The organism is Streptomyces noursei, from assembly GCF_016917755.1.
Lineage (GTDB): Bacteria > Actinomycetota > Actinomycetes > Streptomycetales > Streptomycetaceae > Streptomyces > Streptomyces yunnanensis.
The window spans coordinates 6,157,971-6,171,422 of sequence record NZ_CP070326.1 but is presented as its reverse complement, the minus strand read 5'-3'; the positions used below and the strand labels follow the sequence as shown (position 1 = coordinate 6,171,422).

At 71.9% G+C, this 13,452-nt stretch carries 4 protein-coding genes; all 4 read right to left on the bottom strand.

Translation table 11 applies throughout. From position 1 onward, the window contains the following. Positions 1 to 9 precede the first annotated feature (9 nt). The 4 genes from JNO44_RS27070 to JNO44_RS27055 all read right to left on the bottom strand — a co-directional run bounded on the left by JNO44_RS27070 (position 10) and on the right by JNO44_RS27055 (position 13,439). A complete protein-coding gene (locus JNO44_RS27070) occupies positions 10 to 1,284 on the bottom strand; it encodes an activator-dependent family glycosyltransferase (protein WP_205366458.1) in 1,275 nt (424 codons plus the stop codon). Between the two features lie 38 nt (positions 1,285 to 1,322). Further along, the gene (locus JNO44_RS27065; protein WP_205366457.1) at positions 1,323 to 2,537 is read right to left on the bottom strand and encodes a cytochrome P450 family protein; all 1,215 of its coding nucleotides are present in this window, start codon (positions 2,535 to 2,537) and stop codon (positions 1,323 to 1,325) included. Then, entirely contained in the window at positions 2,537 to 3,313 is a 777-nt protein-coding gene (locus JNO44_RS27060) for a thioesterase II family protein (protein WP_205366456.1), read from the bottom strand. The genes JNO44_RS27065 and JNO44_RS27060 overlap by 1 nt, the downstream gene beginning before the upstream one ends. A gap of 142 nt (positions 3,314 to 3,455) precedes the next feature. Next, on the bottom strand, positions 3,456 to 13,439 hold the full coding sequence (locus JNO44_RS27055; RefSeq protein WP_205366455.1) for a type I polyketide synthase: 9,984 nt from the start codon (positions 13,437 to 13,439) through the stop codon (positions 3,456 to 3,458). Between the last annotated feature and the right edge of the window lie 13 nt (positions 13,440 to 13,452).

Genomic DNA, 13,452 nt, shown 5'->3' with positions numbered 1-13,452 from the left:
GTGATGTGCTCAGCCAACGGGCACTTCCGGGCGGGTCCGGTGCTCGGCGGTCAGCCGTTCCAGCACGGGGACGAGTTCGCCCGGCGTCGGCTCCGCGAGCACCTCCTGGCGGAGGCGCTCGGCAGCGGCCCGGAAGGAGGGTTCTTCCAGGACCCGCACGACCATGTCGCGCAGGCCCTGCGCCGTCAGCGTGTTGGGCCGGATGAACAGTCCGGCGCCCAACTCCTCGATCCGCTCGGCCTTCAGCACCGTGTCGTACTGCTCGGCGAGCATGATGTGCGGCACCCCGGCCAGCATCGCGGTCGACCAGGTGCCCGCGCCGCCGTGGTAGATGATCGCGGAACAGGTCGGCAGCAGAGCGTGCATCGGCACGAAGTCGACGATGCGGGTGTTGTCCGGCACCGAGGCCAGCAGGTCCCGCTGCGACGCGTCGAGGGTGGCCACCAACTCGATGTCCAGGTCGGCGGTCGCCTCGATCAGGTCGCTGATGGAGACCGCGTCACCGCCGAGCACCTCCCGGGCGCTCACCCCGAGCGTCAGGCACACCCGTGGCCGCTTGGGCGGCTCGCGCAGCCAGTCCGGGATGACCGAGGTGCCGTTGTAGGGCACGTAGCGCATCGGCACCACGTGCTGGTCCAGCGGCAGCCGGGTGCTCTCCGGCGTCGAGTCGATGGTCCACTGGCCGGTGACGATCTCCTCGTCGAACGTGCAGCCGTAGCGGTCCAGCGTCCAGGTCAGCCACTCGGCGAGCGGGTCGTCCCGGTGCTCGACCGGCTGCTCGGCCTGCCGTTGCAGGAACAGCTTCCTGGCCCGCAGCTGCACGTCCGGCCCCCAGAGCAGCCGGGCGTGCGCCGCACCGGTCACCCGGGCGGCCACCGCTCCGGCGTAGGTGAACGGCTCCCAGATCACCAGGTCCGGCTGCCACTGCCGGGCGAACTCCACCAGGTCGTCGACCATGGTGTCGTTGACCTTGGCGTACATCAGCGGGGTCATCATGGACTGCAGGCCGAGCGCGTAGTCCCAGGTCACGATCTCCGGCCGGGTCTCGGCGAAGTTGATCTCGGGGTGCTCGCTGTTGCGGTTGCTCTGCCGCTGCTCGAATTCCTGCACGGCGTGGTCCACACCGACCGGCACCGCGGGCAGTCCGGCCTGCGTGATCGTGTCGGTCAGCGAGGGCTGGCTGGCCACCGTGACTTCGTGGCCGGCAGCGCGAAACGCCCAGGCCAGCGGGGCCAGTGTGTAGAAGTGCGTGTTGTGTGCGAACGAGGTGAACAGCACGCGCACCGGTTATCTCCTTTGACGTTCGGACGGCTGGGGCACGACTAGGCGGCGGTCACCGGTACCCGCGCGATGGCGCGGCTGACCGGTGCCCTCCTCCGTCGTACGATCGGCCCGTCCTGCCGGAGTCCAGGCAACCGGTCGAGCAGCAGGCGAAGTGCGACCTCGGCCTGCAACTTGGCCAGTGGGGCGACCAGTTCGTGATGCGCGCCGCCTTGCAGGGGCGCGGCTTCGGCGCGGTGCGGATCGAAGCGTTCGGGGTCGGCGAAGACCTCGGGGTCCCGGTTGGCGGCGGCCAGCAGAACGACCAACTGGCTGTCCGCGGCGATGTGTTGACCGGCGATCTCGACGTCCTCGCGGGCGACCAGGGCGCACAGGTGCACCGGCGGATCGCTGCGCAGCGTCTCGTCGATCACCTGGGGCAGCAGGCCGGGTTCGGCGCGCACCGCGTCCCGTCGCGCGGGGTCGGCCAGCAGCGCCAGTGCCGCGTTGCACACCAGGCTCGACGCGGTCTGGACGCCGGTGGCGGCCAGCAGCATCGCCGTCGCCAGCGCGTCCTCGGCCGCCAGGTCGCCACCGGTCGCCGCCACCTCGCCGAGCAGGCCCCCGTCCGGGCGTCCGGCGAACTGGCCGCGCAGCCGCTCCAACGCGGTGATCAGGGCGCGGGCCGGGACGAGCTGCTGCGGGCACACCTCGGCGTCCAGCGCGTTGCCGAGGGCGGTGCAGTGCTCGGCGAAGCCCGGCCGGTCCGCGGCCGGCACGGCGAGGAGCTCGGCCAGCACGCCGACGGCGAGCGGGGTCGCGAAGTCGGCGGCGAGGTCGAACTCGGCGCCGAGCCCGTCGAGCAGGTCGCCGGCCACCCGTTCGGCCACCGCGCGGTGCCGCTCGACCGCCTCGGCCCCGAGCAGCGGAGCGGTGCGCTCACGCAGCCGGTCGTGTGCGGTGCGGTCCAGGCCGAGGAACGCGTCGTCCAGCGCCAGCACGTGCTGCGCGGCGGTGCCGCCGTCCGCCGTGCGGGTGTCGAACCGCGGGTCCGCCAGGATCTGCGCGGCCAGTTCGTAGCCGGTGCAGACCCAGCTGCCCAGCGCGTTCTGGTGCAGCGGGCCCTGTGCGCGGGCCTGTTCGTAGAGCGGGTGCGGGTCGTCCGTCTGGGCGCGCAGCACCAGCGCATAGGGGTCGCCGAACATGCCGACGTACCACTGGGTGCCGCGGACCAGCTGCATCATGCCGCCGAGTTCGCTGTCCGTCAGATTTTTCATTACGCCCCCGGCCGCCGGGAATCCGCCGTGAGAAGCTTCCCGGAAATCTGGTCACAAATCGCTTCGCGGTGTTCGTTCAAGTAGAAATGGCCACCGGTGAAAACCTTCATGTCGAATTCCCCGGTGGTGTGCTCACGCCAGGCCCGGGCGTCCTCGATGCTCACCCTGGGATCCTCGTCACCGATGAACGAGGTGATCGGGCAGGAGAGCGGCGGTCCCGGACGATAGACATAGGTCTCGATCGCCTTGTAATCGCCGCGGATGGCGGGCAGTGCCATCCGCAGAATTTCCTCGTCGTCCAGCGCCTGGCTGTCGGTTCCGGCCAGCCGCCGCACCTCCGCGATGAGTCCGGCGTCATCGCGCCGATGGACCGATTCCGGGCGGTGGATCGAGGGCGCGCGGCGGCCGGACACGAAGAGGTGGGCGGGAGTGACGCCGGCCTCCTGCTCCAGCATCCTGGCCACCTCGAAGGCCAGTACCGCCCCCATGCTGTGCCCGAACAGGGCGGGTCGGGCGCCGGTGATCGGGCGCAGCACCTCGAAGACCCGGCGGGCGAGCGTCAACAGGTCTTCCGCGCAAGGCTCCTTGAGCCGGTCCTGTCGCCCCGGATACTGCACCGCGCGCACCGCGAGCGCCGGTGACAGCTGCCGGGAGAAGGGGAAGTAGAAGCTCGCCGAACCGCCCGCGTGCGGGAAGCAGGAGAGTGTGGCCGCAGCTGGCGAAGCGGGATGGAACTCCCGCACCCACAGGCCCGTGAACTCGTCGAAAACCGACATCACCGCTCCCCCGTTTCCACGCACACCAGCTGCCCCAGCGGCGTGGGCAGACCAGTTCCAAACATACTCGCAAACGGTTTCAGGAGTCCGTCAGCGGATACCGCGAATGAGTTTGTACGGCCGATCGGAAACGAACGGGTCATCACACGACCCCCGTCAGCCACTGGTTAATCGAATCCGCTGTCACGCTAGCGTACTCGGCCATCATGGTGAAGTGGTTTCCAGGCACATCAACCGTGGTGTGAGCGAAGTCCCAAGAAGACCGCCAGTCACGTTCTCCGGACCATTCGGCCATCGGCTCGCTGGCTCGGACCAGCAGCGTCGGCGCCTTTGCGGGGAACCGCTTCCTGGTTGCCAGGAATTGGTCGTACGCACCCATCGCGGTGAGCCGGAAGTCATCCATCGACACGTACGCCGACTCCCGTTCGAACGTCCACCTCGCCAGGTCCTGCTGCCACTCCACGAGCAGCTCCAGGTCGTCCGGCGAGTAGATGTCCGCCAGCACCACGGCGGCCGGCGCGGTGCCGGTCTCCTCCAGGTGGCAGGCGAGCGCGTTCGCCATGGTCGCCCCGCCGGAGTGCCCGAACAGCACGAACGGCCGTCCCGCGGTGTGCTCGCGCACGGCCTCGGCCTGCACGCGCAGCGCGTCCTCCAGGTCCGCGGGGAGCGGTTCGTCCCTGCCGTAGCCGGGCAGCGGAAGCGCCGAGACGTCCCGCACCCCGCGCATCGCCGAGGCCAGCCTCGCGAACTCGTGCGGCCCGGCGATGGCCGCGGTACCGCTGCAGCAGATCAGCTCCGGCTTCGCCGGCCCTTCGGCCAGTCGCACCAGGGCCGGTGGCGTCAGCGTCGAGGACGCGTCGAACCTCGGACGGAACCGTGCCGCATCGGCGAGCAGCGTGACGAAGTCGGAGAGCGTGCCCTGCTGCACCGCCTGCCGGTACAGCGACCCCAGGAACCCGGATGCCGCACCTTCCGCCGGCGCCGCCCCGGCCCCGGCACCGACCAGTTCGGCGTGCAGGAAGTCCGTCAGCGCACCGAGGGTGGGGTGGTCGAAGGTCAGGGTCGCCGGGAGGTCCAGACCGGTGGCGGCGGCGATGCGGTTGCGGAGTTCGACCGCGGTGAGCGAGTCGAAGCCCAGCTCCAGGAACGCCTGCTCCGGCCGGACCCGGTCGGCCGACGCATAGCCCAGCACGGCGGCCACCTCGCCCCGCACCAACTCCCCTACCACTGCGCCCCGTTCACCTTCGGGCAGCTTCGCCAGGCGCTCGATCAGCGGCACACCGTCCACCGCCGACGGCGACTGGGCCACCGGCCGGGTCGGGAGCAGCCCGTCGAGCAGCGGGCTCGGCCGCAGCGCGGTGAACGCCGGGCCGAACGCGGCCCAGTCGACGTCCGCGACGACGACGGCCGGCTCGGCCCGCCCCAGCGCCTCCCGCAGCCCGGCCAGGGCCAGTTGCGGGGACATCGCCGGCAGTCCGCCGCGGCGCAGCCGCTCCTCGTGCGCGCCGTCCGCGGCCATGCCCGCCTCGGCCCACGGCCCCCATGCGACGGACGTGGCCACCAGCCCGTCCGCCCGGCGCTGCTCGGCCAGTGCGTCCAAGTAGGCGTTGGCGGCCGCGTAGTTGCCCTGACCGGCCGCGCCCACCGTGCTGGCGAACGACGAGAACAGGACGAACGCGGACAGGTCGAGGTCGCGGGTCAGCTCGTGCAGGTTCCGCGTCGCGTCCACCTTGGGCCGCAACACCCTGGCCGTCTGCTCGGCGGTGAGGGTGTCCAGCAGCCCCGGCTCCAGCACCCCCGCCGCGTGCACCACCGCGGTCAGCGGCGGACCGGACAGCGCGGCGAGCAGCGCGCCCAGCGCACCGGCGTCCGCCACATCGCAGGCCGCGACGGTGACTTCGGCGCCACGTCCGCGCAGCTCGGCGGCCAACTCGGCGGCCCCGGGGGCGTCTTCTCCCTGCCGGCTGGTCAACACCAGGTGGGCGGCCCCGTTCTCCGCCAGCCAGTGCGCGACCTGCGCACCCAGCGCGCCGGTGCCACCGGTGATCAGCACGGTGCCGCTCGGCCGCCACTCCTGCGCCGGGGCCGCGACGGCACGCCGCAGCCTGCGCGCGAAGACCCCGGACGGGCGAACGGCCACCTGGTCCTCGCCGGTGCCGGTCAGCACCGCGGCCAGGCGGTCCAGCGTCCGGTCGTCCGGCGCACCGGGCAGGTCCACCAAACCGCCCCAGCGCTGCGGGTGCTCCAGCGCGGCCACCCGGCCGAGCCCCCACACCTGCGCCTGCGCCGGATCGGCCAGCCGTTCCGATCCGCCGACCGCCACCGCGCCCTGGGTCAGGCACCACAGCGGTGCGTCCCACCCGAGGTCGCCGAGGGCCTGCAGCAGCACCAGGCTGGGCTGGACCGTGCCGGTCGCCGCCAGCAGCGACAGCACTCCGGCCGGTGCGCCGGGCCCCGCCTCGGCACGCAGCCGTTCGGCGAGCCGCGCCCGGTCGACGTCGGTGGCGGCGAGCTCCACACGGATCGTTTCGACGCCGCGCGCGGTGAGCCCCGTCGCGAGGTCCGCGGCCCATCCGGCGCCCGTCGGGGACACCACCAGCCAGCGGCCGGAGAGCGGGGTGGTCGCCGTGGCGTCCACCGGTTGCCAGGTCGCCTGGTACCGCCAGGAGTCCACCGTGGACTTCTCCCGCCGGGCCGTGCGCCACGCGGCCATCGCCGGCAGCACCGCACTCAACGGAGCGTCCGGATCGACCGACAGCGCCTCCGCCAGGTTCTCCTGCTCCACCGCGGCCCAGAACCCGGCATCCACCGAGTCCTCCACCGCCGCGGCGGACTTCTCCGGCACCTCCGGCCAGTACCGCTCCCGCTGGAAGGCGTACGTCGGCAGGTCGACCCGACGGGCGCCGGGGAGCACCGCCGGCCAGTCCGCCTCCACACCCCGGGCGAACACCGAGGCGACCGCGGTCAGCGCCGAGCGCACCTCGTCGCGCCCCTTGCGCAGCACCGTCACGGCCGCCGCACCCTCCGCGGCGCAGCACTCCCGCACCGACGCGGTCAACGCGCCATCGGGCCCCAGCTCGACGAATGCCGTGACGCCCGTGGCCTCCAACGCCCGGATGCCGTCCAGGAAACGGACGGACTCCCGCACGTGCCGGACCCAGTGGTCGGCGTCCGGTGCGACCACGGTGCCGGTGAGGGTGGAGACGATCGGGATCCGCGGAGCCGCGTAGGTCAGGCCCTCGGCGACCTTGCGGAACGCGTCCAGCATGCCGTCCATGTGCGGTGAGTGGAACGCGTGGCTGACCGGCAGCCGCTTGGTCTTACGGCCCTGCCGCTCGAACTCGGCGGCGATGCCCACCACCGCGTCCTCGTCACCGGCGACGACAACCGACGTCGGACCGTTGACCGCGGCGATGCTCACGCCCTCGACCAGCAGCGGCGCGACCTCGTCCACCGATGCCTGGACGGCCACCATCGCGCCGCCGGCGGGCAGTTCCTGCATCAGCCGGCCACGAGCCGCCACCAGCGTGCAGGCGTCCTCCAGCGACAGCACACCCGCGACGTGCGCCGCCGCCAGCTCGCCGATGGAGTGCCCACTGAGGAAGTCGGGGACCACACCCCACGACTCCATCAGCCGGAACAGCGCCACCTCGACGGCGAACAGCGCGGGCTGGGTGTACGCCGTCTGGTCCAGCAGATCGTCCTCGACGTCGCTGTCGCCGACGCCGAACACCACGTCCTTCAACGGACGCGCGAGCTCGGCGTCGAACCGCGCACACACCGCGTCGAACGCGTCCGCGAACACCGGGAACGCCGCATACAGCTCACGTCCCATCCCCACCCGCTGCGAACCCTGGCCACTGAACAGGAACGCCAACCGGCCCTCGGACACCACATCACGCACCACCCCGGACGCCGAAGCACCCGAAGCCAACGCTTCCAACCCACCGCGGAAGTCGTCCCGACCCGCGCCGACCAGCACCGCACGATGCCCCAGCGCCGCACGCGTCGTCGCCAACGAGAACGCCACATCCACCGGCTTCAGCCCGGGCGTGGCATCCACGAACGACAACAACCGCGCCGCCTGCGCACGCAACGCGGCCTCGGACTTGCCCGACACCACCCACGGCACCACATCGACGGCGGACGGTTCGGTGACGGCCTCGGGGGCCGACGGCGACTGCTCGATGATGACGTGTGCGTTGGTGCCGCTGATGCCGAACGACGACACGCCGGCCCGACGCGGCTCGTCGGTCTCGGGCCAGGGCGTCGCCTCGGTGACCAGCGAGACCGCGCCCGCCGACCAGTCGACTTCCGGCGTCGGCTCGTCCACGTGCAGCGTCTTGGGCACCAGGCCGTGCTGCATGGCCTGCACCATCTTGATCACGCCCGCCACACCGGCCGCTGCCTGGGTGTGCCCGATGTTCGACTTCAGCGAGCCGAGCAGCAGCGGTTGTTCGCGGTCCTGTCCGTACGTGGCCAGCAGCGCCTGCGCCTCGATCGGGTCGCCGAGCACCGTGCCGGTGCCGTGCGCCTCCACCACGTCGACCTGCTCTGCGGACAGCCGGGCGCTGCCCAGCGCCTGGCGGATCACCCGCTGTTGCGAAGGGCCGTTCGGCGCGGTCAGGCCGTTGGACGCGCCGTCCTGGTTCACCGCGGAGCCCCGCACCACGGCCAGCACCGGATGCCCGTTGCGGCGGGCGTCGGAGAGCCGCTCCACGACGAGGACACCGACGCCCTCGCCCCAGCTGGTGCCGTCCGCGGAGGCGGCGAAGGACTTGCAGCGGCCGTCCGCGGCCAGTCCGCGCTGACGGCTGAACTCCACGAACATCCCGGGGGTCGACATCACCGTGACCCCACCGGCCAGCGCCAGCGAGGACTCGCCCTGCCGCAGCGACTGGCAGGCGAGGTGCAACGCGACCAGCGACGAGGAGCACGCCGTGTCCACCGTCACCGCGGGGCCTTCGAGGCCGAAGGTGTACGAGATCCGGCCGGACACCACACTGCCCGCGTTGCCGGTCAGCAGATAGCCGTCGGACGCGTCCGGAGTGGACATCAGCAGCGCCGCGTAGTCCTGGCCGTTCGCCCCGGCGAACACCCCGGTCCGGCTACCGCGCAACGTGGACGGGTCGATGCCCGCGCGCTCGAACGCCTCCCACGAGGTTTCCAGCAGCAGTCGGTGCTGCGGGTCCATCGACAGCGCCTCGCGCGGCGAGATCCCGAAGAACGTCGGGTCGAACTCGGCCACGTCGTAGAGGAACCCGCCCTCGCGGGTGTACGAGGTGCCCGACTCGCCGTCGCCGAACAGGCCGTCGATGTCCCAGCCACGGTCCGTCGGCACGAGGGAGATCGCGTCCCCGCCGTCGGCCACCAGCCGCCACAGCTCCTCGGGAGTGCGCACGCCACCGGGGAAGCGGCAGGCCATGCCGACGATGGCGATCGGCTCGTCGTCAACGGATGCGGTCGCGGACGGCGCCGCGGTCAGCACGGTCGACGGCGTCCCAGCAGCCTCGGCCACCTCGGCCAGCAGGAAGTCGGTGAGCACCGACGGGGACGGGTAGTCGAAGACCAACGTGGTGGGCAGCTTCAGCCCGGTCGCACCGGCCAGGCGGTTGCGCAGGTCCACCGCGGTCAGCGAGTCGAATCCCAGCTCGCGGAAGGCACGGTCGGCCTCGACCAGCTCGCCCGGGCCGTGCCCGAGCACCGCGCCGACATGGCTGCGGACCAACTCCAGCACGGCACGTCGCCGCTCGGCCCCGGACATCCCGGACAGCCGGGCGTGCAGGGCGGATTCGCCCGCGTCGGCCTCGGCCCCCGCGTCGGCGAGGGCCCGGACCTCCGGCAGGTCACCGATGAGCCGGTTGGGCCGGACCGCGGTGAAGCCGGGTGCGAACCTCGCCCAGTCCACGTCGGCGACCGCGAGCAGCGTCTCATCGAGGTCCAGCGCCTGCTGCAGCGCGGCGATCGCCATCGCCGGCTTCATCACCGGCAACCCGCCGCGGCGCAGCCGCGAACCGATCGCCGCGTCATCGGCCATCCCGCCGTCCGCCCACGGGCCCCAGGCGATCGCGGTCGCCGGCAGCCCGTCGGCCCTGCGGCGCTGCGCCAGCGCCTCCAACACCGCGTTGGCGGCGGCGTAGTTGCCCTGCCCCGCCGCGCCCAACGTACTGGCGAAGGAGGAGAAGAGGACGAAGGCGTCGAGGTCCTCGGTCAGTTCGTCCAGGTGCAGGGCGGCCTCGACCTTGGGCCGCAGCACCGCGTCCAGCCGATCCGGGGTGAGCGCTTCGAGCACACCCGCGTCCAGCACTCCGGCCGTGTGCACCACCGCACGGATCGGCGCCACCTCACCGGCCGCCCGGATCGCGGCGGCGAGCGCCGCCTTGTCGGTGACATCGCAGGCGTCGATGGTCACCTTGGCACCGAGCCCGGTCAGCTCCGCCTCAAGCTCCGCGGCCCCCTCGGCCGCGCGGCCACGACGGCTCAGCAGCACCAGGTGCTCGGCACCGTTGCCGGCCAGCCATCGCGCGACGTGGGCGCCCAGCGCGCCGGTGCCACCGGTGATCACCGTCGTGCCACGCGGCTTCCAGACCCGGCCCGCAACCGTCTCGGCACGAGCCCGCACCAGGCGGCGCACGAACACACCCGAACCACGCACGGCCAGCTGATCCTCGGCACCGGCACCGGACAGCACTCCGGCCAACCGGCCGAGTGCGCGCTCGTCGAGCACCTCGGGCAGATCGATCAAGCCGCCCCAGCGCTGCGGGTGTTCCAGGGCGGCCACCCGGCCCAGGCCCCACACCGCGGCCTGCACCGGACTGGCCACCCGGTCCGACGGGCCGGTGGAGACCGCTCCCCGAGTGGCACACCACAGGGGCGCCTCGATGTCGCTGTCCCCCAGCGCCTGCACCAGCGCCAGTACGGCGTCCACCCGCGCGCCCAGCAGCGACAGCACTCCGGCCGGCGCTTCCTCCGCGGCGATCACGCGCAGCCGCTCGGTAAGCGCCTCCCGGTCCGCCCGCTCGTCCACCGTCAGGACGGCGACCTGCGCGCCGTGCCCGGTCAGCGCCCCCGCGACCGCGTCCGCGAGTTCGTCCGTGAGCTCGTCCGCGCGTTCGTCCGCGCGTTCCTCTGCGGCTGGTACGACCAGCAGCCAGGTACCGGACAGCGGCTGCCGAAGCGGGTCGGTCAGCGGCTGCCAGCTTGCCCGGTAGCGCCAGGAGTCCACGGTGGACTGGTCCCGCCGGTTGCGACGCCATGCCGACATCGCGGGCAGCACCGCGCTGAGCGGGGCGTCGCCGGCCACGTTGAGCGCGCTGGCCAGGGCCTCCAGATTCTCCCGCTCAACGGCATCCCAGAACTGCGCGTCCACCGGGTCCACCACGGCCGCCGCCTCCGGGGCAGCCGCCTCCAGCCAGTAGCGCTGACGTTGGAAGGCGTACGTGGGCAGGTCGTCCACGGGGCGGGCGTCGGGGAAGACGGCCGTCCAGTCGACGGTCGCGCCGTGCACGTGGGCTTCGGCCAGCGACAGCAGGAACCGGTCCAGGCCACCTTCGTCACGCCGCAGGGACCCCAGGGCCACGATCTGCTCGGACGTTTCCTGGATGCCCATCGCCAGCACCGGGTGCGCACTGGACTCCACGAAGAGCCGGTGGCCCTGCTCAGCGAGCAGCCGCACGGTCTCCTCGAACCGAACCGTCTGCCGGAGATTCCGGTACCAGTACTCGGCATCCAGCACGCTGGTGTCGGTCCGCTCCACCGACACCGTGGAGTAGAACGGCACCTGCGACGGGCGCGGGGTGATGTCCGCGAGGATGCTCAGGAGCTCCTCGCGGATCTCCTCCACGTGCGCCGAGTGGGACGCGTAGTCCACCGGGATGCGACGAGCCCGAACCCCAGACTCCTCACAATCGGCAAGGAGTTCATCCAGCGCGTCGACGTCACCGGAGACCACGATCGAGCCCGGGCCGTTGACGGCGGCGATGGAGATCCGGCCGTCCCAACGCTCAACGCGGTCGGCGACCTCATCTGCGGGGAGGGAGACGGACACCATCCCGCCCCGACCGGACAGAGCCAGCAGCGCCTTGCTCCGCAACGCAACAACCCGCGCAGCATCATCCAGCGACAACGCACCCGCCACACACGCCGCGGCAATCTCACCCTGCGAATGGCCGACGACAGCCGCCGGCTCGACACCATACGAACGCCACAACGCCGCCAGCGACACCATCACCGCAAACAGCACAGGCTGAACAACATCAACCCGCTCCAACGCCTCAGCATCGCCCAGCACATCCAACAGGGACCACTCGACGTGCGGCGCAAGAGCCTGCGCACACGCCCGCATCGACTCCGCGAACACCGGCGAGGAGTCCAAGAGCTCCGCGGCCATGCCCACCCACTGCGAACCCTGACCAGGGAAAACGAACACCGCACGGTCACCAGCACCCGTAACGCCCTGCACGATGCCGGGCGCAGCGGTGGCGTCTGCCAGCGCGGCCAGACCGCCACGGAAGGCAGCCAGGTCAGCACCGACCACCGCAGCACGATGCTCGAAGGCAGCACGCCCCGCAGCGAGCGAGAAACCCACATCCACCGGGTTCAGCTCGGGCGTGGCATCCACGTACGACAGCAAGCGGGCCGCCTGTGCACGCAGCGCGGCCTCGGTCTTGCCCGACACCACCCACGGCACCGCACCCACCGGCGTCGCACTCGCCTGCGTGGCAACGGGCTCCTCGTCGACCGGCGGCGCCTGTTCCAGGATGGCGTGCGCGTTCGTGCCGCTCACGCCGAACGAGGACACGCCGGCGCGGCGCGGCTGTCCGGTCGTGGGCCACTGGGTGGGTTCGGTGAGCAGCGAGACCGCGCCGGCGGACCAGTCGACCTGCCTGGACGGCGCGTCCACGTGCAGCGTCTTCGGTACCAGGCCGTGCCGCATCGCGTGCACCATCTTGATCACGCCGGCCACGCCTGCGGCGGCCTGGGTGTGACCGATGTTCGACTTGACCGCGCCGAGCAGCAACGGCCGTTCGGCGGGCCGGTCCTGTCCGTATGTGGCCAGGATCGCCTGCGCCTCTATCGGGTCGCCGAGCCTGGTGCCCGTGCCGTGCGCCTCCACCACGTCGATCTGGTCGGCGGCGAGCTGCGCGTTCAGCAGTGCCTGGCGGATCACGCGCTGCTGCGCGGGACCGTTGGGCGCGGTCAGGCCGCTGCTCGCGCCGTCCTGGTTGACCGCGGTGCCGCGCACCACGGCCAGCACCTGATGTCCGTTGCGTCGCGCGTCGGACAGCCGCTCCACCAGGAGCATTCCGACGCCTTCGCCCCAGCCGGTGCCGTCCGCCGCGTCCGCGAACGCCTTGCAGCGGCCGTCCGCCGCCAGACCGCGCTGGCGGCTGAACTCCACGAAGATCGCCGGGGTGGCCATGATCGTGGCGCCACCGGCCAGCGCCAGCGTGCACTCCCCCTTGCGCAGCGACTCGCAGGCCAGGTGCAACGCCACCAGCGAGGACGAGCAGGCGGTGTCGATGGTGACCGCGGGGCCTTCCAGGCCCAGTGTGTAGGCGATGCGCCCGGAGGCGACGCTGCCCGAGTTGCCGGTGCCTATGTAGCCCTCGACGCCCTCCGGCAGATCGACCAGTCGCGTCGCGTAGTCGTGGTAGATCACCCCGGCGAAGACACCGGTTCGGCTTCCGCGTACCGCGGCCGGGTCGATGCCCGCACGCTCGAACGCCTCCCAGGACGCTTCCAGCAGCAGCCGCTGCTGCGGGTCCATGGCCAGCGCCTCGCGCGGGGAGATCTCGAAGAACGCGGGGTCGAACTGGCTCGCGTCCTGGAGGAACCCACCCTGACTGGTGTACGACTTGCCCGAACTATCCGGGTCCGTGTCGTACAGGTCGTCGACGTCCCAGCCACGGTCCGGTGGGAACGAGGAGATGGCGTCGCCGCCGTCAGCCACCAACTTCCACAGTTCCTCGGGCGAGTTGACGCCGCCCGGGTAGCGGCAGCTCATCCCGACGATCGCGATCGGTTCGACCGCGGCGTCCTCGACCTCCTGCAGACGCTGCTTGGTCTGCCGCAGGTCCGCAGTCACCTGCTTGAGGAAGTAACGGAGCTTGTCCTCATTGGACATGGGTGGTTCCTTT